The organism is Mycobacterium triplex, assembly GCF_000689255.1.
Taxonomy (GTDB): domain Bacteria; phylum Actinomycetota; class Actinomycetes; order Mycobacteriales; family Mycobacteriaceae; genus Mycobacterium; species Mycobacterium triplex.
The window spans coordinates 3,409,992-3,436,353 of sequence record NZ_HG964446.1 but is presented as its reverse complement, the minus strand read 5'-3'; the positions used below and the strand labels follow the sequence as shown (position 1 = coordinate 3,436,353).

General features: G+C 64.7%; 25 protein-coding genes and 1 pseudogene. 16 read left to right on the top strand and 10 right to left on the bottom strand.

Annotated elements, in window-relative coordinates; genetic code table 11:
• Positions 1-26: 26 nt before the first annotated feature.
• The gene (locus tag BN973_RS15885; RefSeq protein WP_036469269.1) at positions 27-332 is read right to left on the bottom strand and encodes an MTH1187 family thiamine-binding protein; all 306 of its coding nucleotides are present in this window, start codon (positions 330-332) and stop codon (positions 27-29) included.
• Positions 333-372: 40 nt separating this feature from the next.
• On the opposite strand from BN973_RS15885, the gene dtd reads away from it, so the two are divergent.
• Both dtd and BN973_RS15875 read left to right on the top strand, forming a co-directional pair.
• Positions 373-804, top strand: coding sequence for a D-aminoacyl-tRNA deacylase (gene dtd / locus BN973_RS15880; RefSeq protein WP_036469268.1), 432 nt, complete (start codon positions 373-375; stop codon positions 802-804).
• A 27-nt stretch (positions 805-831) separates the two neighbouring features.
• Positions 832-1,743, top strand: coding sequence for a class I SAM-dependent methyltransferase (locus tag BN973_RS15875; protein ID WP_036469266.1), 912 nt, complete (start codon positions 832-834; stop codon positions 1,741-1,743).
• A 64-nt stretch (positions 1,744-1,807) separates the two neighbouring features.
• Here the strand turns inward: BN973_RS15875 and BN973_RS15870 are convergent, their stop codons facing one another.
• Both BN973_RS15870 and BN973_RS15865 read right to left on the bottom strand, forming a co-directional pair.
• On the bottom strand, positions 1,808-2,833 hold the full coding sequence (locus tag BN973_RS15870; protein ID WP_036469265.1) for an alcohol dehydrogenase catalytic domain-containing protein: 1,026 nt from the start codon (positions 2,831-2,833) through the stop codon (positions 1,808-1,810).
• Positions 2,834-2,859: 26 nt separating this feature from the next.
• Complete coding sequence (locus BN973_RS15865; RefSeq protein WP_036469262.1) at positions 2,860-4,788, bottom strand: flavin-containing monooxygenase; 1,929 nt, start codon at positions 4,786-4,788, stop codon at positions 2,860-2,862.
• 244 nt (positions 4,789-5,032) lie between these two features.
• Here BN973_RS15865 and pstS point away from each other — a divergent pair, with 244 nt between their 5' ends.
• The 3 genes from pstS (at position 5,033) to BN973_RS15850 (ending at position 7,958) form a co-directional block, all read left to right on the top strand.
• A complete protein-coding gene (gene pstS / locus BN973_RS15860; RefSeq protein ID WP_036469260.1) occupies positions 5,033-6,142 on the top strand; it encodes a phosphate ABC transporter substrate-binding protein PstS in 1,110 nt (369 codons plus the stop codon).
• 103 nt (positions 6,143-6,245) lie between these two features.
• Complete coding sequence (locus tag BN973_RS15855; RefSeq protein ID WP_036469258.1) at positions 6,246-6,710, top strand: hypothetical protein; 465 nt, start codon at positions 6,246-6,248, stop codon at positions 6,708-6,710.
• A 117-nt stretch (positions 6,711-6,827) separates the two neighbouring features.
• Positions 6,828-7,958 (top strand): nitronate monooxygenase, encoded by a 1,131-nt coding sequence (locus BN973_RS15850; RefSeq protein ID WP_036469256.1) that lies wholly within the window; start codon positions 6,828-6,830, stop codon positions 7,956-7,958.
• 17 nt (positions 7,959-7,975) lie between these two features.
• On the opposite strand, the gene BN973_RS15845 is transcribed toward BN973_RS15850, so the two are convergent.
• The 3 genes from BN973_RS15845 to BN973_RS15835 are packed head-to-tail and all read right to left on the bottom strand — an operon-like array spanning position 7,976 to position 8,943.
• Positions 7,976-8,203, bottom strand: coding sequence for an Rv1893 family protein (locus BN973_RS15845; protein WP_036469254.1), 228 nt, complete (start codon positions 8,201-8,203; stop codon positions 7,976-7,978).
• 45 nt (positions 8,204-8,248) lie between these two features.
• Positions 8,249-8,539: a hypothetical protein gene (locus BN973_RS15840; RefSeq protein WP_036469252.1), complete on the bottom strand. Its 291-nt coding sequence runs from the start codon at positions 8,537-8,539 to the stop codon at positions 8,249-8,251.
• Positions 8,540-8,544: 5 nt separating this feature from the next.
• Positions 8,545-8,943, bottom strand: coding sequence for a hypothetical protein (locus BN973_RS15835; protein WP_036469251.1), 399 nt, complete (start codon positions 8,941-8,943; stop codon positions 8,545-8,547).
• A gap of 298 nt (positions 8,944-9,241) precedes the next feature.
• Between BN973_RS15835 and BN973_RS15830 the strand changes: the two genes are divergently transcribed.
• The 3 genes from BN973_RS15830 to BN973_RS15820 all read left to right on the top strand — a co-directional run bounded on the left by BN973_RS15830 (position 9,242) and on the right by BN973_RS15820 (position 12,128).
• Complete coding sequence (locus tag BN973_RS15830; protein ID WP_036469248.1) at positions 9,242-10,522, top strand: cytochrome P450; 1,281 nt, start codon at positions 9,242-9,244, stop codon at positions 10,520-10,522.
• 45 nt (positions 10,523-10,567) lie between these two features.
• Positions 10,568-11,107: a YceI family protein gene (locus tag BN973_RS15825; RefSeq protein ID WP_036472507.1), complete on the top strand. Its 540-nt coding sequence runs from the start codon at positions 10,568-10,570 to the stop codon at positions 11,105-11,107.
• A gap of 91 nt (positions 11,108-11,198) precedes the next feature.
• Positions 11,199-12,128, top strand: a complete 930-nt coding sequence (locus tag BN973_RS15820; protein WP_036469247.1) for a class I SAM-dependent methyltransferase — start codon at positions 11,199-11,201, stop codon at positions 12,126-12,128.
• A gap of 21 nt (positions 12,129-12,149) precedes the next feature.
• On the opposite strand, the gene BN973_RS15815 is transcribed toward BN973_RS15820, so the two are convergent.
• A complete protein-coding gene (locus BN973_RS15815; protein ID WP_036472506.1) occupies positions 12,150-13,244 on the bottom strand; it encodes a DUF7159 family protein in 1,095 nt (364 codons plus the stop codon).
• Positions 13,245-13,885: 641 nt separating this feature from the next.
• Between BN973_RS15815 and BN973_RS15810 the strand changes: the two are divergent.
• The 8 genes and pseudogenes from BN973_RS15810 (at position 13,886) to BN973_RS15775 (ending at position 19,709) form a co-directional block, all read left to right on the top strand.
• Positions 13,886-14,876 (top strand): annotated as a pseudogene (locus BN973_RS15810) (esterase family protein).
• Positions 14,877-14,908: 32 nt separating this feature from the next.
• Positions 14,909-15,481: a chorismate mutase gene (locus BN973_RS15805; protein WP_084163414.1), complete on the top strand. Its 573-nt coding sequence runs from the start codon at positions 14,909-14,911 to the stop codon at positions 15,479-15,481.
• A 131-nt stretch (positions 15,482-15,612) separates the two neighbouring features.
• Entirely contained in the window at positions 15,613-16,023 is a 411-nt protein-coding gene (gene rpfC / locus BN973_RS15800; protein ID WP_036469244.1) for a resuscitation-promoting factor RpfC, read from the top strand.
• A gap of 37 nt (positions 16,024-16,060) precedes the next feature.
• On the top strand, positions 16,061-16,534 hold the full coding sequence (locus tag BN973_RS15795) for an SRPBCC family protein (protein WP_169718224.1): 474 nt from the start codon (positions 16,061-16,063) through the stop codon (positions 16,532-16,534).
• A complete protein-coding gene (locus tag BN973_RS15790) occupies positions 16,535-17,368 on the top strand; it encodes an SDR family oxidoreductase (RefSeq protein WP_036469242.1) in 834 nt (277 codons plus the stop codon).
• 13 nt (positions 17,369-17,381) lie between these two features.
• Complete coding sequence (locus BN973_RS15785) at positions 17,382-17,795, top strand: lipoprotein LpqH (protein ID WP_036469241.1); 414 nt, start codon at positions 17,382-17,384, stop codon at positions 17,793-17,795.
• Positions 17,796-17,844: 49 nt separating this feature from the next.
• Positions 17,845-19,167: a cytochrome P450 gene (locus tag BN973_RS15780; protein ID WP_036469240.1), complete on the top strand. Its 1,323-nt coding sequence runs from the start codon at positions 17,845-17,847 to the stop codon at positions 19,165-19,167.
• Positions 19,168-19,265: 98 nt separating this feature from the next.
• Positions 19,266-19,709 carry a limonene-1,2-epoxide hydrolase family protein gene (locus BN973_RS15775; protein WP_036469239.1) on the top strand — a complete coding sequence of 148 codons (444 nt, stop codon included), beginning with the start codon at positions 19,266-19,268 and terminating at the stop codon, positions 19,707-19,709.
• Positions 19,710-22,839: 3,130 nt separating this feature from the next.
• Here the strand turns inward: BN973_RS15775 and BN973_RS29945 are convergent.
• The 3 genes from BN973_RS29945 to BN973_RS15750 all read right to left on the bottom strand — a co-directional run bounded on the left by BN973_RS29945 (position 22,840) and on the right by BN973_RS15750 (position 26,292).
• On the bottom strand, positions 22,840-24,870 hold the full coding sequence (locus BN973_RS29945; protein ID WP_198048937.1) for an adenylate/guanylate cyclase domain-containing protein: 2,031 nt from the start codon (positions 24,868-24,870) through the stop codon (positions 22,840-22,842).
• A 154-nt stretch (positions 24,871-25,024) separates the two neighbouring features.
• Positions 25,025-25,459 (bottom strand): SRPBCC family protein, encoded by a 435-nt coding sequence (locus BN973_RS15755; RefSeq protein WP_036469230.1) that lies wholly within the window; start codon positions 25,457-25,459, stop codon positions 25,025-25,027.
• Positions 25,459-26,292, bottom strand: a complete 834-nt coding sequence (locus BN973_RS15750) for a lysophospholipid acyltransferase family protein (protein WP_036469227.1) — start codon at positions 26,290-26,292, stop codon at positions 25,459-25,461. Before BN973_RS15750 ends, BN973_RS15755 begins: the two co-directional genes overlap by 1 nt.
• Positions 26,293-26,362: the final 70 nt, after the last annotated feature.

Sequence of the window (26,362 nt, the reverse complement as noted above, 5' to 3'; positions counted from 1 at the left end):
TGGGCGCACACCCGTCGGCTGCGGCGCTACCCGTCGGCGAGGTAGCGCTCGACCGTCGCGACCTTCCGGGTGATCGCGTCCTGGACGCCGGCTCGCATGTCTGCCTTGATCACCGTGCTGACCCTGGGGGCACGAGCGGCCACGGCCTCGACGGCACGCTGTACGACCGCCATCACTTCCTCCCAGGTGTCGCCCTCGATCACGGTGAACATCGAATCGGTCTTGTTGGGCAGTCCGGACTCGCGCACCACCCGCACCGCTTCGGCGACGATCTCGCCGACGCCCTCGCCCACGCCGAGCGGGGTAACGGAAAACGCGACTAGGACGGACACTCAGACGAGCGTACCCACCCCGCCTGGCAGCATCGACCACATGCGGGTTCTGGTGCAACGGGTCTCCTCGGCAGCGGTGGCCGTCGACGGCCGGGTGGTGGGCGCGATCCACCCCGAAAGCCAGGGGCTGCTGGCATTTGTCGGCGTCACGCACAGCGACGACCCCGACAAAGTGCGCCGGCTTGCCGAAAAGCTCTGGAACCTCCGTATTCTCGCCGACGAACGCTCCGCGGCCGATATCGATGCGCCGATCCTGGTGGTCAGTCAGTTCACGCTGTACGCCGACACGGCGAAGGGCCGCCGGCCGTCCTGGAACGCCGCGGCCCCCGGTGCGGTGGCCGAGCCACTGGTTGCGGCGTTCGCGGAAGCGTTGCGCGGGTTGGGCGCCCACGTCGAAACCGGCGTGTTCGGGGCGAACATGCAGGTCGAACTGGTCAACGATGGACCGGTAACGGTGATTCTCGAGCTGTGAGCGCACCCGCGCAGGTACCGTGGTGACATGAGTCCGGCGCCCGAATTCGGCTCGCTCCGTTCCGATGACGACCAATGGGACATCGTCAGCAGCGTCGGCTATACCGCGCTGCTGGTGGCGGGATGGCGCGCGGTGCACGCCCTGAGCCCGCAGCCACTGGTCCGCGACGAGTACGCCAAGCTGTTCATCGCGGCATCGCAGGACCCGTATCTGGCCGGTGCGCTTGCCAATCCGGGCAACACCGACGACGAGACCGCGTTTCCGCGTCTCTACGGTGTGCAGACACGCTTCTTCGACGACTTTTTCACCGCCGCGGGCGACGCGGGTATCCGGCAGGCGGTGATCGTCGCGGCGGGCTTGGACTCCCGGTCGTATCGTCTTGAATGGCCGCCCGGAACAAGCGTTTTCGAAATCGATCTGCCTAAAGTCCTGGAATTCAAGGCGCAGGTGCTGGGTGAGCATGGCGCGGTACCCAAGGCGGCGCGGATCGCGGTCGCGGCCGACCTGCGCACCGACTGGTCCGGGCCGCTGGAAGGGGCCGGTTTCGACACCGAAAGGCCCAGTGCCTGGTCGGTGGAGGGCATCCTCCCCTACCTGACCGATGAAGCCCAGAACACGCTCTTCACCCGGATCAGTGGGCTCAGCGCCCCGGGCAGCCGCATCGCCATCGGCGCACTGGGATCGCGTTTGGACCACGATCAGCTCGCAGCGCTGGAAACCAACCACCCCGGAGTCAACATGTCCGGCGATGTGGATTTCTCCTCCCTCACCTACGAGCCGAAGGGTGATCCGGCCGAATGGCTGGCCGGGCACGGCTGGAGCGTCGAGCCCGTCCGCAACATCCTCGATTTGCAGGCGGGTTACGGGATGACGCCACCCGATGTCGACGTGAAAATCGACGGTTTCATGCATTCGCAGTACATAACGGCAACCCGGTAACGGATCGCGTCGACGTGGTGATCCTGGCTAACCATGTTCGCCGCGAAACGCAGCACGGCGCGGACTAAGGCGTCAGCAGAATCTTCACGTCATCGCCCGACCGCGACTCGGCGGTCGCGTACCCCTTGGCCGCTTCATCCAAAGGCATTGTGGTGGTGAAGATGCCGTCGACGTCGAGGCGACCCGATTGCAGCAGCGGGATCAGCTCCGGCCAGGTGCGCTGCACCGGCGCCGTGGTGAAGCGCATAGTCGTGCTGCGAATCAAGCAGCCCAGGGCATTGAGCGGGAACGGATTCATGTCGTGCACACCGACAACCGAGACCGTCCCGCCGGGCCGGACGGTGTTGACCGCGTCGGTGAGGGACGAATCGGTGGCGACGGCGTCGATCACCGCATCGGCGCCACGTCCGCGGGTGGCCGCCATGATCGCCTCGAGGGCCGGCGCCTTGACCGGTGTGGCACCCCACCGAGCAGCGCGGGCCAGGCGGCCGTCGACCATATCGATCGCGAAAACCGTTGCGGCGCCCTGAAAAAACGCGCTGCGCAGCGCGCACAGTCCGACGGCGCCCAGCCCGATGACCGCCACGGTGCCGCCGAACGGAATGTCGGCACGCTGTGCTGCCGCCCATCCGGTGGCCAGGTTGTCGGTGAGCAGCAGAGCCTGTTCGGTGCTGATGCCCTCGGGAGTCTTCAGCAGCTGGAAGTCAGCGGCGGGCACCGCGAGCAGATCGGCTTGTGCACCGCCGAGGAGGCCGCCGCCGAAGATCTGAAAACCCGAGTAGCACATGACCGGATCGCGGGTGGCACACCCCGGACAATTGCCGCAGCCGGTCACCGACGACACCATGACCTGATCTCCAGCCTTGACGGTGCGCACCTCGGGTCCGACTTCCACGACGGTGCCGACCGCTTCGTGGCCCAGCGCGATCGGGTCGGGCATCGGGAAATCGGCCTCGTAGAAATGCAGGTCGGATCCGCAGATGCCGGCGGCACTGACTTCGACGATCGCGCCGTCGGCGCCGGGCAGCGTGGGATCGGGCCGGGTGTCGACCCGGATGTTGCGGGGTCCATCGACGACTACCGTGCGCATAGTGCTGTGCTCACTTTCTGGTCGAATTACGAACTGCGTTGTCGCACAATGAATTGGGACCAATCGGGTTCGCGCACCGCGGCCCAGTATTCGTTGAGGCGCCATGGGCTGACGGTGTGGATCTCCCCGTCGGCGTTCTTGAAGTAGGAGTGTTTGACGGCTGGATGCGACCACACCATTTTCTTGATCTGGGTCTGCGTCCGTTGATGCCAGTCGATCGCGGCCTCGGGCTTGGGTTCCATCGAATGCACGTCGGCGTCGGCCAGCCGCGCCAGGCACTGGTCGATGTAGCGCATCTGCAGTTCGGATTGGAAGATCAGGCTGCCGCCGTGCGCGAGGTGGGTTCCGGGCCCGTAGATGATGAAGAAGTTGGGGAAATCCGGAACCGTGATGCCCAGGTAGGCATAGGGACGGCTCCCCCACATCTGGTGCAGGTCAATTCCGTTGCGGCCAATCACTTTTAGCGGCCACAGCACCTCGGTGTGCCGGAATCCGGTGGCGTACACGATGACGTCGGCCTCGTGCTCCACACCGTCTTCGGTGACGACCCCGCGGGGGGTGATCTTCTGGATCGGCGTGCGGACCAGTTCGACGTTGTCGCGCTGCAGGGTCTTAAGCCAGCTGCCGTTGTCCTGCAGTGTCCGTTTGCCGCAGGCGGGATAGTCGGGCATCACCTTGGCCAACAGTTCGTCGTCGTCGACCTGGCTGGTGATCCACTGCGAGAACATCATGGCGGCGGCGGCGTTGATGTCGCTGACCGCGTCGTCACCCGTGTAGTTCGGGTCGCCTTCGGCGGCGTCCAGGCCCTTGTCCGATCCGGGCCACAGCACCAGGAACCGGTACCACCGTCCGTAGAACGGCAGGTTGGTCATCGCCCAGCGCACGCCGTCGCCGACTTCGTCGTGGTACATCGCGTTCGGGAACATCCACTGGGCGGTGCGCTGGAACACCGTGAGGTGCTCGACGTCCCCGGCAATGGCGGGCGCGATCTGGAATCCGCTGGCACCCGCGCCGATCAGGGCGACCCGCTTGCCGCTGATGTCGACCGAGTGATCCCAGGCCGCGGAGTGAAAGGCCGGCCCCGCGAAGCTTTCGGCGCCGTCGAATTCGGGGATCTGCGGCCGATTGAGCTGGCCGACCGCGGTGATCAGCGCGCGGACCCTAAGCTTGCTGGTCTGTCCGTCGGCATCGCGCAGCGAGACGCTCCAGATGCCCTCGTCGTCATTCCATTCGGCGGCGAGAACCTCGGTGTTCCAGCGGATGTGCTCGGCCAGGTTGTGCTTCTTCATCACTTTGGTGAAGTAGTGCTGCAGCTCGTCCTGTTCGGCGAAGAAGTGTGTCCACTCGTTGTTGGGTTCGAAGCTGTAGCAATAGAAGTGGTTGGCAACATCCACTCGGGCACCGGGATAGCTGTTCTCCCACCATGTTCCGCCCGGGCCGGCGTTCTTCTCCACGATCGTGAATCCGATGTTGGCTTGTTGCAGCCGGACACCGGCCAACAGGCCCGATTCCCCGCATCCGACTACGAGCACCGGTACCTCCCCCGCCCGCTCGGGCGGTATCGCCGCGGGCCGGCGCGGGTCGGTCCCGTCGAGGTCCAGTTCTTCGGCGACCAAGGATAGGTAGTCGTCGGGCACGTGCTCGCAGGCCGCCCAGTCGATCATTTCCCGGATCAGCGAGAGGCTCAGCGGCTCCGGCTCGGGGCAGCCGCGGTCGCGATAGTCGGTGATGACGGTCAGCGCCTCGGCACGGGCGCGGGCCTTGTCCTCCTCGGACATGAATCCCTGCACCTCGTTGAGGAAGATGCCCATCTGCTTGTAGTCGCGGATGAAGCGCGGGTCGCCGGTGATGTGGACGAGCGACAGCAGCAGCGTGGGGATGCTGACATCCTGCAAGGCCGCCGCGATTTCCGCCGTTGACGTGGTGAAAGGGCGCCCGGAGTAGGGGCTGCGCATCGAGCCGATCCTTTCGGTGGACGGGAACCCTATTACGCTACTCAACGTTTCGTAATTGGCAGCACTACGCTACCCGCTGCCGGCGGAGCGGATCAAGAGTCGTCACCGCATCGTCCGCGGATGGCAAATCTTCGCGGGTACATACCTTGTTAATATTTGCCTCGTGACTGCCTGAGCTGGCTGGTTAGTGCACCGCGGACCGCGCGGCGCCTATCCCGTTTCGTCGCGACAGATAGGAACGGAATTGAAGCGCAACCGATTTGACGCCGCGTTGAGTGTCGCGGTCAGCGGTGCACTGCTGTTATCGGGATGCGGCGGTGACGATAACGCCGGCGGGAATTCGACAACGGCGACGTCTCCGGTGACGGTGAATTGCGGCGGGAAGGCGACGCTGAAGGCGAGCGGGTCGACGGCGCAGGCCAACGCGATGACTCGGTTCATCAAGGCGTTCGAACAAGCCTGCCCCGGCCAGACCTTGGACTACACCCCGAATGGCTCGGGTGCAGGGATTAGCGAATTCATCGGCAACCTAACCGATTTCGGCGGCTCGGACTCACCGCTGGCGGGCAATGAGTACGCCGCGGCGCAGCAGCGTTGTGGCTCGCCGGCGTGGGACCTTCCGGTGGTGTTCGGGCCGATCGCGATCACCTACAACGTCAAGGGCTTGAATTCGCTGATTCTCGATGCCCAGACGGCGGCGAAGATCTTCAAAGGCGCCATTACGACGTGGAACGATGCCGCGATTCAAGCGCTCAATAAGGGCGTGATGCTGCCCGCCGAGCCAATTCGTGTCGTGTTCCGCAGTGATATGTCCGGCACCACGGACAACTTCCAGAAGTACCTCGATGCGGCCTCCGGGGGCGTGTGGGGTAAAGGCTCCGGGAAGGCTTTCAACGGTGGGGTCGGCGAGGGCGCCAAGGGCAACGACGGCACCTCGTCGGCGGTGAAGGCCACCGAGGGGGCGGTCACCTACAACGAGTGGTCGTTCGCGGAGGCGAAGAATTTGAACATGGCGAAGATCGTCACCCCGGCCGGTCCGGACCCGGTAGTGATCAGCACCGACTCGGTGAGCAAGACGATTGCGGGCGCCGCCGTGATCGGCCGGGACAACGACATGGTGCTCGACACCGTGTCGTTCTATAACCCCACGCAGTCCGGCGCCTATCCGATTGTGATGGCGACGTACGAGATCGTCTGCTCGAAGTATGCGGATCCGCAGGTCGGCACCGCTGTGCGCGCATTCCTAGAGAGCGCGCTCGGTGCCGGCCAGCACGGCTTGGCGGACAACGGATACATACCGATTCCCACCGAATGGAAGTCGTGGTTGTTGGCTTCGGTCAACGCCGTCGCGTGACACTTCCCGGCCGCAGGTCTGTGACTATTCGGCCTGCTGGGAAACAATAAAACGACTCGTCGTCCGCGAGTAGTCACGAGGGGTGAAGCGGAGGTGGTTGCGCATGGCTCCCCTACTCACGGCCTGCAGCGGGTTCCTCTTCGCCGTTGTCTGGATGGACTTGATGTTCGACGTCCAGGTGCTCGCGCATCGGTCCGCCGGCGACGAACTGCCCGAGCCCGTGCTTGCCTCCATCGCGGCGTATTACCACCGCGCCACCACCACATCACGACCGATGAGCCGGCTGATTGCTCTGGTCATGTTGATTCTGTTGGGAGCGTTCGGGTTTCAGGCGACCCTCGGGCGCGATCCCGCATGGCTACTGGTGCTGTCGGCCGGGCTTGCCGGGATCCCGATGATGCTGGCGCTGACGCAGACGGTGCCCGACGCGATTCGGCTGGGGCATCGCTCCGATAGCGCGGCCGAGCAAAGCCACCTGGCGCGATCGGTCTGTCGCGATCACCTCGTCTGCGCGGGGTGCATCCTTGCCTTCCTGGTGCTGTGGCTTTCCCGCACGCTGGTGGCCTGACCGCACAGAGCAACGCGTCGTAGTCGCGGGGCGCTGGTCAGGGGCCCCTGGCCACGTCATGGGCACGCGTACTAAACTAGAACACGTTCCAATTCGGCCAGCATCCCAGGAGTTGTAATGCACACCCCTATTTGCGACGAACTCGGTATCGAGTTCCCGATCTTCGCCTTCACGCACTGTCGCGATGTCGTGGTGGCGGTCAGCAAGGCCGGGGGGTTTGGCGTGCTCGGCGCGGTGGGCTTCACCCCGGAGCAGCTGGAGATCGAACTCAACTGGATTGACGAGAACATCGGTGACCACCCGTACGGCGTCGACATCGTGATCCCCAACAAGTACGAGGGCATGGACTCGAACCTGTCGGCCGAAGAGCTTGCCGAGACGCTGCGCAAGATGGTGCCCCAGGAACATCTTGACTTCGGGAAGAAGATCCTGGCCGATCACGGCGTGCCGGTCGAGGACAGCGACGGCGACACCCTGCAGCTGCTCGGCTGGACCGAGGCGACGGCCACGCCGCAGGTCGAGGTGGCGCTCAAGCACCCGAAGGTGAAGATGATCGCCAACGCGCTGGGCACCCCGCCGGCCGATATGATCAAGCACATCCATGAGGCCGGCCTCAAGGTCGCCGCGTTGTGCGGCTCCCCCTCGCAGGCGCGCAAGCACGCCGATGCCGGTGTCGACATCGTCATCGCCCAGGGCGGCGAGGCCGGCGGACACTGCGGCGAGGTCGGCTCGATCGTGCTGTGGCCGCAGGTCGTCAAGGAGGTGGCCCCGGTTCCCGTCCTCGGCGCCGGCGGCATCGGCAGCGGCCAGCAGATCGCCGCGGCCTTGGCGCTGGGCTGCCAGGGCGCATGGACCGGGTCGCAATGGCTGATGGTCGAGGAATCTTCGAACACGCCGGTGCAGCAGGAGGCCTACGTCAAGGCCGGCAGCCGCGACACCGTGCGGAGCCGCTCGTTCACCGGCAAGCCCGCGCGCATGCTGCGCAACGACTGGACCGAGGCATGGGAGAAACCTGAGAACCCGAAGCCGCTCGGTATGCCATTGCAGTACATGGTTTCCGGTATGGCCGTGCGCGCCACGAACCGCTACCCCAACGAATCCGTCGACGTGGCGTTCAACCCCGTCGGTCAGGTCGTCGGGCAGTTCACCAAGGTCGAGAAGACGTCGACCGTGATCGAGCGGTGGGTGCAGGAGTACTTGGAGGCGACGAACACGCTCGACGAGCTGAACGAGGCCGCCAGCGTCTGACGGCGACTTCTCGTCGGCTAGTCCTCTTCCACGTCGTACTTGCCGCCGCCGGTAAAGACTTCCCTGGTTCTTTCCACGGCGTGCGTCGCGATGTCGATCGAATTCTCGACGATGCCGCTTACCCCGCCCCTGAGGTCGCCGCGGATGATGTCGCCGGCGTTTTCGACGATGTCCGAAGCCTTTTCGACGGCGTTGGTCGCGATGTCCTTGACCGCGTCCACGGCGTCTCTGGGGTTGATCGCCACCGGAGTCTCCTATCGTTGCCGGACTTTGATGTCGACTCTAGAGGGTCAGTAATTCACCAGGGAGCGCCAATAGTCCTCGGGGATCTCGGCGCCGGAGCGCAGGATTCGCGCCAGCCCGACGGCCATCGCGATGCCGAGCAGTCCCAGCCACAGCCCCGCCAATCCGATCACCGCCCAGACGGCGGCGGTGACGGCGGGCCACGGCGACAAGACCGCGAGCACCGGGGCGAAGAAGAAGCCGGTCCCGATGTACCACGCCGAGCCGGCCCGGTCGGACGCCAGCACGAAGCGCAGCCACCGGGGAATCGGGCTTTGCGCCGGCCGACGTTCGCGCATGGTCGTTATCCGGACGGCGGGAAGAACCCTGCGCCGGTGAACCAGCCCTCTTGCCACCCTTGCGCCCCCAGGCAGAGCATGGGCAGTCCGCGATCGGACTGTGCCGCGGACTGCGGGCCCGGACACTTGGCGCCGGCCTGCTGGACGCCGTAGAGCGGATACGAGATCACCCAGTAGCCGGTGGTGGCCGCCGGGAACTGGTTAGGCGGCGGGAAATGACAAGCTTCGGCCTGGCCGCTGGGGCCGCGCCCGAAGATGAAGCGTTCGTAGTTGTCGCACGGTGCGCCCAGCGAGGCCTGATAGTTCATGTTCGGGACATCGCCCTCGTAACCGGCTGCCGCGCTGGGCGCCACGCCGATGGCGCCACCCGCAATCACAGCGACGGCGAGTACCTCGCGAATCATGCGCCTCCCACCCTTCCGTTGCCGCCACCCGCCTGTAGTGCGCGGTGACCTGGACAAAAGCATATCGATTGTGGTCCAGGCCACAAGGCCGGGGCAACCGACCGCCGTCGTTGAATCCGCCGCCGGGGGTCCGCCCCGTGCCGTCCGGCGCCCGGACGGCGCCGCCAACACTCATCGATGCTGAACATGTTGCAATTCGGTCGGTCGATGTTGTGTCAGTCCTTCCCAACGGTGGTGTTGCAGTGGTTTATTTGGCACAAGACATACGACTAGAAGACTTCGTATCGAGGAGTGGGCCTTGTCAACTAACGAGACGACCACCAAGCCGATCCCGAATCTGCCTCCGGGCTTCGATTTCACCGATCCGGACATCCACGCCGAGCGATTGCCGGTGGAGGAACTGGCCGAGTTGCGGCGCACCGCGCCGATCTGGTGGAACGAGCAGGCCGACGGCTGCGGCGGATTCGATGACGGCGGCTTCTGGGTGGTGTCCAAGCACAAGGACGTCAAAGAGGTTTCGTTGCGCAGCGACGTGTTCTCCAGCCTGGAGAACACCGCGCTGCCGCGCTACAAGGACGGCACCGTCCAACAGCAGCGGGAAACGGGCAAGTTCGTGTTGCTCAACATGGACGCACCGCAGCACACCCGGCTGCGCAAGATCATCTCCCGGGGTTTCACTCCCCGTGCCGTCGAGCGATTGCGCGACGATCTCAACGTGCGTGCCCGCCAGATCGTCGCGACGGCTGCTGCCGAGGGTTCCGGCGACTTTGTCGAGCAGGTCTCGTGCGAGCTTCCGCTGCAGGCCATCGCCGGGCTGCTCGGGGTACCGCAGGAGGACCGGATGAAGCTGTTTCACTGGTCCAACGAGATGGTCGGTGACCAGGATCCCGAATTCGCCCGCAACGACGCGATGGGCGCCTCGGTCGAACTGATCACCTACGCGATGCAGTTGGCCGCCGACCGCGCGCAAAACCCCGGCGAAGACATCGTCACCAAACTGATCGAGGCCGACATCGACGGGCACAAGCTCTCCGACGACGAGTTCGGCTTCTTCGTCATCCTGCTGGCGGTGGCCGGCAACGAGACCACCAGAAACTCCATCACCCAGGGCATGATGGCCTTCACCGACTTCCCCGATCAGTGGGAGCTGTACAAGGCCGAACGCCCGGCCACCACCGCCGACGAGATCGTCCGCTGGGCCACCCCGGTCACCTCGTTCCAGCGCACCGCCCTACAGGACTACGAGCTGTCCGGAGTGCAGATCAAAAAGGGGCAGCGGGTGGTAATGGTTTACCGCTCAGCGAATTTCGACGAGGACGTGTTCGACGACCCGTTCGCGTTCAACATCCTGCGCAACCCCAATCCGCACGTGGGATTCGGCGGCACCGGGGCGCACTACTGCATCGGGGCCAACCTGGCTCGCATGACGATCGACCTGATGTTCAACGCGATCGCCGACGCCATGCCCGATATGAAGTCCGCCGGTAAGCCGCAGCGGTTGCGGTCCGGCTGGCTCAACGGAATCAAGCACTGGCAGGTGGACTACCAAACCAACGGAAAGTGTCCTGTCGCCCACTGAGACCAGGTTTCAAGGAATCGTGAATACAGTCGGTCTGTGACCGACGTGTGGACCCTGGACGCCGCCGACGGCGAACTGCTTCTTCGTACCGGCGTCAAGGGCCGGGCCGCGCGGATGGGCCATCGCCTCACGATCGCGATGACACGCTGGCAGGCCACCGTGCGATGGGCCGGCACGCATCCGGCCGCAGTCGAACTCGCGGTCGAGGTGGACTCGTTCGAGGTGGTCGGCAGCCAGGGTGGCGTCAAAGGGCTGTCGGGTCCCGAGAAAGCGCTGGTGCGCTCCAACGCGTTGAGCTCGTTGGGTGCCGATCGCTTCCCGAAAATCCGCTTCGCCGCCGACGGCATCGAAGAAAGCGAAAACGGCTACCGTCTGAGCGGCGCACTTCAGATTCGGGGGAAACAGCGCGAGCACGTAATCGACTTGCACACAGAAGATCTCGGTGATTCCTGGCAACTGTCCGCCGAGTCCACGGTTCGTCAATCCGAGTACGGCATCAAGCCGTACTCGCTGCTGATGGGCTCGGTGCAGGTCGCAGATGAGGTGGCGCTGTCTTTCACCGCGGTTCACGCCAAGGACGATTGATCTCCACTGGCAGTACTCGTCGGCGCGGGTATCCTCGATCAGGATTCATTAACGCCGCTAAGTATCTATTGGCCCATCGGAAGGGAACAAAATGCCTCGTACAGAAGATGATTCGTGGGACCTGGCGACCAGCGTCGGTGCGACCGCCACCATGGTGGCCGCCGGCCGGGCCGTCGCCACGAAGGCCGAGAAGCCGCTGATCCACGATCCCTTCGCCGAGCCGCTGGTGCGGGCGGTGGGAATCGAATTCCTCGCGCGTTGGGTCAACGGGGATATCAACGCCGCTGATATCGACTCCCCCGACGAGGCGTGGGGGTTGCAGCGAATGGCCGACCTGATGAGTGTCCGGACGCCGTACTTCGATGCGTTTTTCCGGGATGCGATGGACGCGGGCATCCGCCAGGCGGTGATCCTGGCGTCGGGACTGGATGCGCGGGCGTTTCGGCTGTCTTGGCCGGCCGGGGTCACGGTGTTCGAGATCGACCAGCCCGATGTGATCCAGTTCAAGAACTCCACGCTGGCAGATCTGGGTGCGCAGCCGACGGCGGACCTGCGCGCGGTGCCGATCGACCTGCGGCAAGATTGGCCAACGGCGTTGCGCGAAAAGGGCTTTGATGCTTCGGCGCCCAGCGCATGGATCGCCGAGGGGCTGCTTGCGTTCCTGCCGCCGGATGCGCAGGATCGCTTGCTGGACAACATCACCGGACTCAGCTCCGCCGGAAGTCGGCTTGCTGCCGAGATCTTCGGCAACAAGCCGGACGAAAACGGTGAGCCGGCGCCGGATTTGATTGCGATCGCCGGCGAACGCTGGCGCGCACACGGATTCGACGTGGAACTCGCCGACCTGCGCTACGACGTCGAGCGCAACGACGTTGCCGCATATCTGGGTCGGCACGGCTGGCAGACGGAAGCCAAGACGCTCAACGAATTGTTCGCGGCCAACGGCCTACCTGAAATACCTGCGAGCGCAGGCAGTTTGGCCGACGGCACGTACTACTGCACCGCGATCAAGCAGTCCTAGACAGCGGGGCGTTCCAGTCGCTCAAGGCTGCGTCGGCGTCGTCGGGTCGCCGGGGATGTGTTCGAGCACTCTCGTCAAGTACGGTTGCGGACCGTTCGGGTCGGGCTGCTGCTCGGTCGGAGCGCTCTGTTCCGGTGCGCCGGCATTCGAAACCGGTTCGCCGGTGGCGGCCGACCGTGGCTCGGCCGCCGGTGGTGCTACCTCCGGTGTCCGGGCTTCGGCGATCTGCGGTGTCTGGGCGTGCTCGACATGCTTACTCCGGGCGTGTCCCGCGTCGGGAGCGAGCTGGATCCCCACGGCAACCGCCAGCGACGAGACGAACGTGATCGCACCGGCGGCCAACGCGGTCACGGCCCCCGCGTAGGACAAATGTCCGGGCCGCCGTGGCGACGGGGCGGCTGCGGGCTCGCTGACCCGAGGGATCAGTTCCTCGTCGGTGAAGTCGGTGCTGCGGGCCGCCGTCAGCGCCGCGCCACGCGCGACCGTCACCTGGGCCATGGTCTGTGCGAAGACCGGTACCGGCAAAGCCTTTTCGAGCTGCCAGGAGAATCCGTCGATGTCGCTGTCGGCGCCGACGACGACCACGCCGCCCGGACGCCAGCCGCTGCGGTCGAACATTCCGGTCAGCCAGGAACGCAGCCCGTCGAAGCCGCCGCTGATGCGCTTGACGACCGTCTGGGTGTCACCATCGTGCGTGTCGACCATGACGACCGTCGCGTAGTCATGTTCGAGCACGCAGACCGCGGTCTGCTCGTATCCGATGACGGGTGCGATCGTCTGCGCCAAAGTCTCGACAGCCTCAAGCAAGCGAACCGGCACCACGTTGTCGAACCCGGCGTCGGTCAATGCCTCCAACAGCAGCGCGGCCTGGGCGGCCGCCTCGTCGTTCCAGGTCACCCCGACGACGCGCAGATGATGATCGCTGGCGTTGGTCTGCGCGTCTACCCGCAAGACCTCTTGTGCCACCTGCTCCGCGGTACTCACGGCGGCTACGCCGTCCTCGGCGTAGAGAGCCGTTTCCTGGTGGTCCAGGATGGTGCCGTCTGCGCCGTGTCCCTCGGCAAGGACCCATCCGAAGGTGGTCGGCGTCAGTGATAGCCCTAGTACCGTGTCCAAAATTCGCACCTCAATCGTCCCCGGACTCCGCGGCCCCGCCGAGGCACCACGCACATAAAGTCCGCGGTGCGGTGATTCGAGAGGGCCGGAACGGACCGGGTTAGCGTTCGGTCTCCATCGGCTTGCTCCGAGAGAGCCTACGCGGTCGCGAAGGGTTCGGCTGCACCGATCTCAGATCCCGGGGAAACGCGCACGTCCCCCACATCGGCCCCGAAATCGAACTAATTGTCAACCGCGTCAAGTAGGGCGACCCCGGGTCATCGGAGGCGGTCCGCCGTCGTACCACGCGTCAATGCCGCTAAGCGCCGCGCCGATTGGCCGGCGCCGAAGGGCGTGTCGAAATCGGCAGACCGTCGTCAATTGACAACGTTTGTAGCCCACGTTGTCGCACGCCACTCCCCTGGCGCGTTGCTACTGCCGCAAGGCCATTCACCTGCTGTTTTGCGCGGTGACAGCGCTCGATGAGGGTGCCGAAGCGGGTACCGGCGGTCCCGATCAGTTATCGCACTCGCGCAATTTTCGGGCGGTGGCCGAAACAAAACTGGGATGACAACGCGTCCCAATCGACATTTGAGCTATTCACACGGTAAATTCTGCCGAGGGCACCACGCGACGACATACGACCGACAAGGGGCGCAGGTATGACAGACGTGAGCGAGAAGATCCGCGCCTGGGGGCGCCGGCTTGTGGTCGGTGCGGCAGCGGCTGTGACCCTGCCGGGTCTGATCAGTCTTGCCGGCGGCGCGGCGACCGCGAGTGCGTTCTCGCGACCTGGCTTGCCCGTCGAATACCTCCAAGTGCCGTCGGCCGGGATGGGCCGCAGCATCAAGGTCCAATTCCAGAGCGGCGGCGACGGATCGCCCGCGGTGTACTTGCTCGACGGTCTGCGGGCTCAGGACGACTACAACGGCTGGGACATCAACACCCCGGCGTTCGAGTGGTACTACAAATCGGGCCTATCGGTAGTGATGCCGGTCGGTGGGCAGTCCAGCTTCTACACCGACTGGTACCGCCCGGCGTGTGGAAAAGTCCGGTTGCTCGACCTACAAGTGGGAGACGTTCCTGACCAGCGAGCTGCCCGGGTACCTGTCGTCGCAGAAGGGCGTCAAGGCCAACGGCAGCGCCGCCGTCGGAATCTCGATGGCGGGTGCGTCGGCGATGAACCTGGCGATCTACCATCCCGCTCAGTTCGTCTACGCCGGTTCGCTGTCGGGCTACCTCAGCCCGTCCACCGGACAGGGCTGGATCGGGCTGGCGATGGGCGATGCCGGAGGCTACAAGAAGGAAGACATGTGGGGGCCGGACAACGACCCCGCGTGGCAGCGCAACGACCCGTTGGTCAACGTCGGCCAGCTCGTCGCCAATAACACCCGGCTCTGGGTGTACTGCGGCAACGGAACTCCGAACGAACTGGGCGGTGCCAACTTGCCGGCTACCTTCCTCGAGAGCAACTTCATGATCGGCGTCAACAAGAAGTTCCAGGACGCCTACAACGCCGCGGGCGGCCACAACGCCGTCTTCAACTTCCCTCCCTATGGCACCCACAGCTGGGAGTACTGGGGCGCACAGCTCAACGCGATGAAGCCTGACCTGCAGAGCAGCTTGGGCGCTTCCCCCGGAGGCGGCGGATAATCGCCGGGGCCGGCGGGACTTCGCTACTGCGCTTGACGACAATCGTCAGGCGCAGTAGCGCGTTAAGGGCATTTCTCACCGCGCTGCCGGCCGCCACGCTGCTGGTAGCGCCGGCACGAGCCGACACCGGCGCGCTGACCGAGCTGGTCGATGCCGCCGCGCAGCGATTGCAGGTCGCCGAGGCGGTGGCCGCCTACAAATGGAATGCGCACGCTGCCATCGAGGATCCCGATCGCGTGCAGCAACAACTGGCCAAGTTGAGCGCCGACGCCGTCGGCGAACACATCGACCCGGACTACGTCACCCGGGTATTCGGCGACCAGATCAATGCCACCGAAGCGATCGAGCACACCCGGTTCGCGCAATGGAAGCTCGACCCGTCGAGCGCGCCCGCAAATGCGCCCGAGCTGTCGGTGTCACGGTCGACGATCGACGGCCTCAACCAGACGATGCTGAACCAGATGGTGGTCCACTGGGACCTCCTGCACTCGCCGGGATGCGCCCCGCTGCTAGTCGCGACGAGAGCCGCCGTTACCCGTGCTCGCGTGTTAGACCGGCTCTATCAGCAGGCCCTGGCGCTGGCGACGCGGTCTTATTGCGCTTAACTTCCCGCCGTCGGCAGGCCGTAATCATGCGTGACATCCCGATTTCATTGCCATAGAAATGCCATAAATTTCTTATCTCGTGAATCAATCAAAACGGTAACGCTTTCTACACACATGCCGAATTGCTTGACATGAGAAACTTGGGGAAGCCTCTCGTGAAGTACGCCGTCGTCGGCGGGTTCATCGCGGCGACGCTTGGCCCGGCGACCGCCGAGGCCGGCGCGGCGCCCACACCCAACTGGGACGCGATCGCGCAGTGCGAGTCGGGCGGCAACTGGCACGCCAACACCGGAAACGGCGCCTACGGCGGGCTGCAATTCAAGCCGGCCACCTGGGCAGAATACGGCGGCGTCGGCAATCCCGCCGCGAACTCGCGTGAGCAGCAAATCGCGGTTGCCAACCGGCTTTTCGCTGACCAGGGTGTGGAGCCCTGGCCAAAGTGCGGCGCCGCGTCCGGCCTTCCCATCGGGTGGTACTCGCACCCGGCGCAGGGCATCAAAGAGATCATCAACGGCCTCATCCAGGCGGCCGTCCCGCACTGATGATCAAAACGAACGCGGCCTAGGTTCACGCCCGGGTATGTGTTTGGATCGGGCCATGGAAGGTTCGGCGACAGTACATATGGCGGCACCCGCGGACAAGATCTGGAACCTGATTTCAGACGTCCGCAATACCGGAAAGTTCTCGCCGGAGGTTTTTGAAGCCGAGTGGCTGGGTGATGCGACGGGCCCAGCCCTCGGTGCCAAATTCCGCGGGCATGTCAAGAGAAACGAGATCGGGCCGGTTTATTGGACGACCTGCAAAGTAACCGCATGTGAGCCCGGCCGGGAATTCGGCTTTGCGGTCTTTCTCGGCGACAAGCCGGTCAACAACTGGCATTATCGTCTGGCGCCGTCGGGCGCCGGTACGGACGTGACCGAGTCATTCCGGCTCAGCCCCGCGCCGTGGCTCGGCATCTACTGGCTGTTAGGCGGCTTTCTGCGCAAGCGCCGCAACGTGCGTGATATGACCAAGACGTTGAACCGCATCAAAGATGTGGTCGAGGCGGAATAGGTGAAATCCGTCTTCATCACCGGCGCCGGCAGTGGGATGGGCCGTGAAGGAGTCAGGCTCTTCCACGCCAACGGATGGCGGGTCGGTGCGGTGGATCGCAATGCCGACGGCCTGACGGCGCTCGACCAGGAGCTTGGCGGCGAGCGGCTGTGGACGCGCCCCGTCGACGTGACGGTCAAGGCGGATCTGGACGCGGCCCTGGCCGACTTTTGCGCGGGCAATCCCGGCGGCGGCCTGGACATGATGTGGAACAACGCCGGGATCGGCGAGTCCGGCTGGTTCGAGGACGTACCTTACGAGGCGACGATGCGCGTCGTCGAGGTGAACTACAAAGCCGTGCTGACCGGCGCCTACGGCGCGCTTCCCTATCTCAAGAAGACTCCTGGCAGCCTGATGTTCTCCACGTCGTCGTCGTCGGCAACCTACGGGATGCCGCGCATAGCGGTCTATTCATCGACCAAGCACGCGGTCAAGGGATTGACCGAAGCACTGAGCGTGGAATGGCAGCGCCACGGGGTCCGGGTCGCGGACGTGCTGCCCGGCCTGATCGACACCGCGATCCTGACCACGACGCCCAACCGCTCCGACGATGGCGGCGCGCCGATGACCGCCGACGAGCTGCGGGCCAACGCGCCCAAGAAGGGTTTGATGCGGCTGATGCCGGCGGCGAGCGTGGCCGAGGCCGCCTGGCAGGCCTACCACCATCCCAAGCGGCTGCATTGGTACGTGCCGCAGAGCATTCGCATCATCGACCTGCTCAAGGGCCTGAGCCCCGAGTTCGTCCGAGGCCGCATCGCCAAATCGCTGCCCCGGCTGACGGCGAAGCGGCAGTAAAGGAGCCGAATTGGTGCAGTACAGGTTGATCGCGGTCGCGGGTGTGCTGGCCGCCGGCATCGCGGGCTGCGCGGAGCCCCAGACGACACCGCGAGCCGCCGCGCACCTAACCATCGGCGGCGCCAGCCATGCGGCTCGCCCTCCTGCGTGCAGCCAGGTGCAGTCCTACCGGACCATCGACATTCCCGACCGCGACGGCCATGTCGAGGCCGTGGTGCTGCTCAGCGCCTCGCGCGCTCTCCCGCAATACGTGAAGATCCGCAATGTCGACGGATTCACCGGAAGCTTCTGGCACGGCGGGGTGGGCGAAGCGCACGTCGACGTGACCAACAACGCATACACGATCACCGGCAGCGCCTACGGCATCAACAGCAGCAACCCCAACAAGATCATCACCACGGACTTCAAGATCACCGCGGAGTGCTGAGATCCGGCATACGCTTTTCGAAGTCAGCCTGTCGGCCCCGGGAGACGCTGTGAAGGAATGGTTGCACTGGCTTGCGATGCACGGGTTCATCCGGGGCGTCGCGTCCATCGGGCTTCGTCGCGGTGATATGCAGGCCAGGCTGATCGCCGACCCGGCGGTGGCCGCGGACCCGGTGCCGTTCTGCGACGAACTGCACGCGCTGGGGCCCATGGTGCGCAGCCGCGTCGGTTATCTCGCCGTCGACCACGGCGTGATCCACAGCCTGCTGCGCTCCGACGACTTCCGGGTGCTGGTGCTGGGATCGAATCTGCCGGGTCCGGTGCGATGGCTGGAACGCCGCGCCCGCGACGATCTGCTGCATCCCCTGCGCGAACCCTCGTTGCTGGCGACCGAGCCGCCGGATCACACCCGCTACCGCAAGACGGTGTCGGCCGTGTTCACCTCGCGGGCGGTCGCCGCGCTGCGTGACCGAGTCGAGGAAACGGCGGCCAAGCTCTTGGACGAGCTGGCCGACGAGTCCGGCGTCGTGGACGTCGTGGGTCGGTACTGCTCGCAACTTCCGGTCGCCATCATCAGCGACATCCTGGGGGTGCCCGAGCGAGACCGGCCGCGCGTCCTGCAGTTCGGCGAATTGGCCGCACCGAGTCTGGACATCGGATTGCCGTGGCGCCAATACCGCACGGTGCAGCGAGGGATCGCCGGATTCAACGCCTGGCTCGTCGATCACCTGCAGCAACTCCGGCGCTCACCCGGTGAGGATTTGATGAGTCAGTTGATTCGGACGGCCGAAAGCGGCGTGAGCGAAACACGGCTGGATGAAACCGAACTCACCGCGATTGCCGCGCTGGTGTTGGCTGCCGGCTTCGAAACGACGGTGAACCTGTTGGGCAACGGGATTCGCATGCTGCTCGATGCGCCCGAGCATCTCGAGACGTTGCGCGAGCGTCCCGAGCTGTGGCCCAACGCAGTCGAAGAGATACTGCGGCTCGACTCGCCGGTGCAGCTCACCGTGCGCAAGGCCGTCAACGACGTCGAGCTCGCGGGCAGGCCGGTCAATCGCGGAGACGTGGTGCTCCTTTATCTGGCCGCGGCCAACCGGGATCCGTCCGTGTTTCCCGATCCGCACCGCTTCGACATCGAACGCGCCAATGCGGGAAGGCATCTCGCGTTCTCCGGGGGCCGGCACTTCTGCCTGGGCGCGGCACTCGCCCGCGCCGAGGGCGAGGTCGGCCTGCGGGCCTTCTTCGACCGGTTCCCCGACGTGCGGGCGGCCGGTAGCGGGACGCGCCGGGACACCCGGGTACTGCGCGGATGGTCGAGCCTGCCGGTGGCGCTCGGCCGGGCGCGGTCGATGGCTCCCGTCGACGTTTAAAGGACTCGGGTAGCGGCCGAACGGTCCTATCCGCCTGGACAGCGTGGTTGACACCCGTGCGGCGAGCGAGTTTATTTGCCGCTATGACAGAAGTTTCTATGATCGCGGTCGAAGATGTCGTACTCGGGATGTGGCAGGCGCTATCGCGGCGGGATTGGGATGCGGTGAAAACGTTCTTGGCGCAGGACGTCCTCTACGTCGACATGCCGGTGCCGGCCGTGTCGGCGCGCGGTCCCGAAGACACGGTGAAACGACTGAAAATGGGACTCGAACACCTGGCGGCTTACGAGAACCACGACGGTGTCCTGTTGTCCAACGGCACCGACGTGATGTACGAACACTCCGAAACTTGGACGTTCAGCTCGGGTGAACAGGGTGTGCTGAGATTCGTCACGGTACATAAAGTCATCGACGGCAAGATCGCGGTCTGGAAAGACTACTGGGACATGAACAGCCTGGTCAGCTTCGCGCCACCGAACCACTTCGAGGCGCTGGCAGCTGCCGATACGTCCTGGGTTTTCGATGCTACGGGTCTGATCTGACCCGTCTTTCACGGCTCGCGGATGAATAACGGGGATAGCGGTTACCCGTGAGTATCATCTAGCGGGATGCAGCAGATCTCGGTTATGATCTGCACCGGCCGAATCGGTCTGAATGCGGTGGTGGGCGCCTTCATGCCAACTATGTGTTGTTCGGAGTCTGGAGCGGCCATTTTTTGGGCCTCCTGACGCCGCGTCCCGGCTTGGCATGAGCCGGGTGATACCTGGATGAATGGAGTGCAATGTCGCGCATAACCAGCAAAGTCGGTGTCGCCTTGATCCTGGGCTTCACCGCAGTAACGGCTTCAGGATGTTCGCCGGTCCTGTCGCTTTTCTCTTTCTAATGCCCTGATTCGCGAGTAGATCCGCGACGTCTCGGGCCTGATCTGAAACGTTGCTCTCACTCGTCGAGGCACCGACGGAGAGGCCGTCAACGGCGACGACGCGCCATCGCCGCCGTGCCTACCCCGAACGACTGCGGGGGCACGGCGGGAGTTTGCTATGACCGTTATCGCACGGCGCGTTTCCGGGCGCATTTGTTGCGTTCAGCGACCGCCGTAGTTACTCGCGAATACCTGGCCAGGCAACCTGCCTCGGCTACCGTATGCACCGATTCTGGCCTGAAGACGGTGGCGGTCGCCTTCATGCCAGCTACCGCTTGTGCGAAGTTGGGAATGACCGTTTGCGTTCGCAGATGCCGCTGCCACTCCGGCTTTAGTGGGCCCGGGTAAGACCGGAGCGTTTAATGTCACGCGCAGCCAGCAAAGTCGGTGTCGCAGGGATCCTCGGGTTTGCCGCCGTCATGGCCTCGAGATGGTCGCCGACGCATTCGCTGATCTTGTTCTGGACCTCGTTCGCATCCCGGGATGCATATCGTATTTTCGGCAACGCAAATTTGAGCCGATACTCATTGTTCCGCCGTCGGCGTCCGGATAAGAGTGCATGTCAAGGCAATTTCTGGTCGACCGGGCGGGCACGGATATCGGTCGGCTCAGCGACACGGGCAGATTACTTCTTGGTAAAGCTGGCATGACTAGTAGATCTCGGGTTACTATCGGCACCGGCCGAATCGGGTCTGGATGCGGTGGTGGGCGCCTTCATGCCAGCTAATTGTTGTTCGGAGTCGGGAGCGGCCTTTTTTGGGCCTCCTGACGCCATAAGCCCGGCTCCAAGTTTGAGTCGGGCGCCAACTGAGACGAATGGAGTGCATTATGTCGGGCTTAACCAGCAAAATCAGTGTCGCGGTAATCCTTGGCTTCACCGCGGTGGCGGCGACCGGGTGCACGCCGGTGCTATCGCTCATCACCATATCGATGTAAGCCCGCGTGGCTGGTCGCATTGTGCACCGGTCCCGCGTGGGCGAACGCGAGTTGAGCTGTTTGCTACGGGTCGAGACCTTGTACACGACATGACGCCCTCGGGTCGGCATCATGTGTGTCCGCACGATGCGGATGTTCGTCAACTCATGCGCAGAAGCCAGCCGCTCCGCGTCTCGGGCCGGCGTGTGGAGCGGGCCGATCGCCTGCGGGTTGGCGAACGCATTTAGCGCGTTGAGATGTCGCATGCCGGGGTAAGTACCCGGCATGCGGCATCGGCGCGCGTGGTCCGTCCGGGCCGTAGGCGATTCGTCGTTTTCACGGGGCTTTTACCGGCTTCCGAGCGCATCGATGTGACCAATCGCTACGTCGGGCGCGGGGATCTGCGACGCTTCTATTACATCGCGACGGGGAGGACGACCTGATGCCGCGCTTCGAAACCGAAATGGAAGCCTGCCCCCATTGCCGGCGGCCGGCTGAAGCCACGGTCGAATACGTCCGTGACGACGATGGCAAGGTCATTCGCCGGCGGGTTCGCGACATTGACTGCCGATATGGCGACTGCCCGGGCAGTGAAGTTCCCCCGCACTGGGGCTAGCCATCCTTACTCGCGGCGAAAGCGGCGCGGAGACCATTCGCGGCGGGGCCTCGTTGCATCCCGGAGCGGCTCACCGTAGCCGCGAAGTGGGCCCCTTGCTGCCGCGGACACGTGGGGTATGAGGCCGGCTTTCGGCCGGGCCGGTCCTGCATCCCTTTGTGCCAGTCCATTTCCCGGTGATCTTGATTTGAAAAGTGTTGTTCCACAACATATTTAGGGTCGACATACCAGTTCCCCGAGGGGTTGCCCGGAATCGTACCGATTGAATGCAAGCCGCGAAAAAACTTTGCGGAGATTTCGGGAAAATGCTCGTGATCAAGCTCTTTCGCGTCGTATTGTACGTGTGTCTCGGGCAGCAGATCGACTCTCTGGTAACGGATTGTCCTTAGACGAACGGGGGTAACACCATGTCACGTCTCAGCAGTAAACTTGTCGTCACCTTGATCCTGGGCTTCACCGCGCTTACGGCATCTGGTTGCACGATCCCGCTCACCATCGACCCAGGTGGCTCCGGCTTGGTCTTCATGTAGTAGGCCGTTCGTCAGTCGTGGGGTGAGTCCGCGATAATCCCTGTGCGAGCGGGGATTATCGCGGATCCCTCGCTTTAAGCCGACTGGGCCGCAGCCACTCACTGCCGGCCTTATCGCGAATACGGCTCGTCCGCAACGCCTTTGGCCGCCGAGCTGGCCCCTGGGCTAAGGCAGTCCGTCTTGGGCCGCCGGGAGCTGTTGTGTCACACGGTAGTTGTACCGTCTCGCACCAGCCGAGCGCCGCTGCGCCTCGGCAACCCGAGACGCAGGGAGCTCAATAGTGCTGTAATGCAGTCGCTTTCGGCTGTGCGCCGGTCGCTAGCCCGGAATGCAGGTGAACTGACCGCAATCAATGGTGAGCGGGATAGTGCATCCCGATGTGGTAAGTGCGGTAAAGCCAAGTACCAAAGCGACGATGATTTTGCTAGTGCTACGCGACATGGCAGTTCCCCCGTCGTATTGAGCGATCTGTGCCAGATCTTAATTGACTTGTCTGATTCCAAATCCCGAGATTGCTAGTGTACGTCGTCAAGCGCTCTGAGCCAAAGGATTTCGAATTCCGGACCGCTGTATTGCCCGGCCGCACCGAGCCCAAACGAAGGTATGGTTCTCACGGCGACAACGGGTTTCGGGCCCGCCCGAACTCGATGGCTAGAACAAAAAGTATGGCAAAAGCGTGAAATACGTTGCTATAACGCCAATTCGTGCAGCACACAAAGCCGGACCGGGTCGCGCTTGCCCTTGACCTTCACCCAGCCGTGCCGGCTGACCCGGGCCGTCGTTCCGAGCGCCGCGGAGGTGCCCGGGCCAACCACTACCTGACCCGGCTCGGCCAAGTTCTGCAGACGTGCGGCGAGATTCATGGTGTCCCCGATCGCGGTGAAGCTGCGCATCTGCTCGGCCCCGATGTTGCCCACCAGGGCCGGCCCGGTGTTGATTCCAACCCGAAACCGCGGCCAGTCCGCGTGCCCGCTCGCCGCCGCTTCCACGACCGAGTGCAGCGTGAGTGCGGCACCTGCTGCCCGCACGGCGTGGTCGGCCTGCCGGGCCGGAGCGCCCCAGATCGCCATCACCGCGTCGCCGACGAACTGCAGGACGGTACCCCCCGACTCGAGAATGACGGGAACCACCGCGCCGTAATAGGTATTCAGCATGGTCACCACCTGATCCGGCGAGGTGGCTTCGGCGAACGGGGTGAAGCCATGCAGATCGGCCATCAACACGGTGACCTCGGTGATCGCGCCACCCAGCCCGGCTTGATCCGGGTCGGCGAGCAGTGCGGTCGCGACCGCGGGCGACATGTAGCTACGGAACAGGCCGTCCAGGTGGTGGTAGAGCCTTGCGTTCTCCAATGCCATCGACGATTGGGTCGCGAACGAGCGCAGCAGCGCGACGTCGGCGTCGTCGAACGCGCCGTCGGGTCGAAACGCCTCGATCACGCCGGCGACCTGCCCCTTGACCATCAGGGGCAGCTCCAGCGCGCCGGCACCGGCCGGGGCGTCGCAGAAACTGAGCTCCCCGTCGCGCATCATCCCCAGGCGAAATCGGTCACCGGGGAAGGCATCGGCGATGGAGGCCATCACCCGGCCAAGCAACGCGTCCTCGTCCTGGATGACGCTGGATTCCCGGCCCAGGGCGATCAGCGTGCCTAGCTTGCGGACGCGCTCGCGCTCGGTGCCGAGCGCCTCCGCGCCGCGCTTGAGGACGGCGACCTGTTGTTCGGACAGCTCGAAGCGATCGGCAAGCCGGGCCGCGGCGGCGCCGGGCGCCACGTGATCTCCACGCTCGCGGCGCTGCAGCACCTCGACCATCTCCTCCAGCGCGACGGCGTAGTCGCGCCGCAGATCGGCGATGGTCTGCTGGGTGGCCAACGAATCGAACAGCCCTCGGACCGAGCCCTCCCGGCGGAATTGAACCCGCGCGCTGTAGGCGATAAAGCAGAAGGCCAGAGTCATGAGCACGTGCCACAGCCACCACGACGCGTGCCAGCTCATGCCGAGGGCCAACGCCACGGACGCCTCCGCCAGCAACACGAAGGCGCTGAGCACCGACATGACCACAACGGTCGGGCGTCGCCGATAGATCGGGAAGTAGGCCAGCGCCGCCACCGAGAACAGCACGCCGCCGGCCAGCGCCCCGAGCTGCTCCATGCCCTCCAAGACCGCTTGATTCGGCAGCCGATCCAGCATGCCGCACGCGATCAACACCGCGGACGCCGTCATCAGGACCCAGACCAGCGCCGACAGGCGTCGTCGCCATGTCCAGAGGCGGGCGTTTCGTGCGGGGGTGAAGTTGATCGAGGAAACCAGGGCGATCAGGCCGGCCAAGATCAGGCCCATCCTCGTCGGCAACATGAACTCCGCGTCGGAGGTGTCCATCAGTACCCCGGGAGTGAACACCGCGTGTACGCCGAAGAAGCCGGCGGTCGTGGTAAACACCAGTGACACCAGCCAAAGGCGGGCGTCGTCGCGGGCGCGGGCCTCGCGGCCTATCAGGACGCCCAACACCACACTGACCAGGGCCGCCGACAGCACCAACACGAAGTGCGCCAGCCGGTTGTCCCATTCCAGGTCGACTTTGGGGATGTCGAGCAGAAGCCACAACGCCAGCATCGGAAGGGCCATGTGCATCAGCCAATTCGCGGTGCGCACCCGCGATCCCGGGCGTGCCGTGCCGCTGCGCATTCCCGGCCAGCCACGCCGGCCGATCCGCCGGCTCATGGCCTGCATCGAATAAGCCACCCCCTCGTTGGATTGCTCGAAGCACCCGCCGCACTCGGGTTGGTTCGATTCCAGCAAACGGCCCGTCGCAATGGGAAATTCCCACTCACCAGCATTTGGGCTGACAATCCGCGATGTCGGCGGAGCAGGTGGATCAGGACTCGGCGAGCTGCTTAAGGCACCTGAGCGTGCCGGACAGCGTGCGGCCCACCTGACGCACCGCGATCCGATCGGCAATGTAGCCCAGTATTCCGCCGGGTGCCTGATACGACAACCGGAAGGTCGCTTTCGTCTGGCCCCGGGCGCCGTCGCGCAGCCGGATCCGGCCGCGCAGCGCGACGCCGGTGATGCCCACCCACGCCAGGTCGCGGCGCTCGTCGAATTCGACCACCTCGATCAGGCCGCCAACGGGCACCGACCCGATCTTCCAATGCACGGTATAGCGGGCACCCACGCCGGCGACCTGATCGTTCGCGGATTCCCAACGCTCGAGGTTGGTCATGAACCTCGGGTAGCAGTCCGGGTCGCTGACGATTTTCCAGACCGCGTCGCGGTCGGCCTGGATGACGCAGCGGCGTTCGACGCGCATCAGCCGAGCACCGGTAAGCGACGTTTGGCGGCGAGGCGGTCGACGGCGCCCTGCAGGCTGGCGACGACCTTGTCGTGCACCGCTTCGTCGTGGTCGTCGACGTCGACGGGTTCCTGCACCTCGATCGCGATCTTGGTGGGCAGCGGAATATGGCCCGCCAGATCGCCGATGTTCAGGCCCCAGGGCAGTGCCAGCGATATCGGAATACTCTTGAGCCGCAGCAACTTATCGGCCATCAGTGCCTTGGCCAGCCACTGCCCGCGGTTGAGGAACAGCGCGCTCTCCTGGCCTCCGACGCTGGCGATTGGGACGATCGGGACCCCCGCCTCGCGGGCCAGCTTCACGTAACCCATCCGCCCGCCGAAGTCGACCTTGTGCCGCTCCCACGACGGCCGGAACACCTCGAAGTCGCCGCCGGGATAGACCAGCAGAGCTGCGCCGGAATCCAATGCCAGCCGCGCATTTTCGGGATTGGCGGCGACGGTGCCGAACTTGCGCAGCCAGCCCAGCGGCGGTGCCGAGACGACGAGGTTGTGGGCCAGCTGGTAGAACGGCCGCTCGACGCCGAAGTACGAACAGAACGCAAGGGTGAACACGAAGGTGTCCGGAGGCACATTGCCACCACTGTGGTTACCGACCATCAGCACCGGACCTTCGGTGGGGATTCGATCCAGCCCCGTTACGTCGGCGCGGAAATACAGCGACGCGAGCAACCAGGTGCCCGGCAGTTGGTCGCGGATGTAGTCGGGATCCCGCTGGTCGAGGTCGGCTTTGGGGACTCTGGACACGACCTGCCTGCGGGTCCAGTCGATCGCCTCCCCGACGAGCCCCATGTCCGTGTCCTGTCCCTCGCGTGTCTCGGGGTCGACTACCCGGATTGCGGGGCTTTCACACGAACTGTTG

Coding starts and splice junctions, on each gene's coding strand:
- dtd (WP_036469268.1), top strand. CDS start 373: ATGCGGGTTCTGGTGCAACGGGTCTCCTCGGCAGCGGTGGCCGTCGAC.
- BN973_RS15875 (WP_036469266.1), top strand. CDS start 832: ATGAGTCCGGCGCCCGAATTCGGCTCGCTCCGTTCCGATGACGACCAA.
- BN973_RS15870 (WP_036469265.1), bottom strand. CDS start 2,833: ATGCGCACGGTAGTCGTCGATGGACCCCGCAACATCCGGGTCGACACC.
- BN973_RS15865 (WP_036469262.1), bottom strand. CDS start 4,788: ATGCGCAGCCCCTACTCCGGGCGCCCTTTCACCACGTCAACGGCGGAA.
- BN973_RS15855 (WP_036469258.1), top strand. CDS start 6,246: ATGGCTCCCCTACTCACGGCCTGCAGCGGGTTCCTCTTCGCCGTTGTC.
- BN973_RS15850 (WP_036469256.1), top strand. CDS start 6,828: ATGCACACCCCTATTTGCGACGAACTCGGTATCGAGTTCCCGATCTTC.
- BN973_RS15840 (WP_036469252.1), bottom strand. CDS start 8,539: ATGCGCGAACGTCGGCCGGCGCAAAGCCCGATTCCCCGGTGGCTGCGC.
- BN973_RS15835 (WP_036469251.1), bottom strand. CDS start 8,943: ATGATTCGCGAGGTACTCGCCGTCGCTGTGATTGCGGGTGGCGCCATC.
- BN973_RS15820 (WP_036469247.1), top strand. CDS start 11,199: ATGCCTCGTACAGAAGATGATTCGTGGGACCTGGCGACCAGCGTCGGT.
- rpfC (WP_036469244.1), top strand. CDS start 15,613: ATGAGAAACTTGGGGAAGCCTCTCGTGAAGTACGCCGTCGTCGGCGGG.
- BN973_RS15795 (WP_169718224.1), top strand. CDS start 16,061: ATGTGTTTGGATCGGGCCATGGAAGGTTCGGCGACAGTACATATGGCG.
- BN973_RS15775 (WP_036469239.1), top strand. CDS start 19,266: ATGATCGCGGTCGAAGATGTCGTACTCGGGATGTGGCAGGCGCTATCG.
- BN973_RS29945 (WP_198048937.1), bottom strand. CDS start 24,870: ATGAGCCGGCGGATCGGCCGGCGTGGCTGGCCGGGAATGCGCAGCGGC.
- BN973_RS15755 (WP_036469230.1), bottom strand. CDS start 25,459: ATGCGCGTCGAACGCCGCTGCGTCATCCAGGCCGACCGCGACGCGGTC.
- BN973_RS15750 (WP_036469227.1), bottom strand. CDS start 26,292: ATGGGGCTCGTCGGGGAGGCGATCGACTGGACCCGCAGGCAGGTCGTG.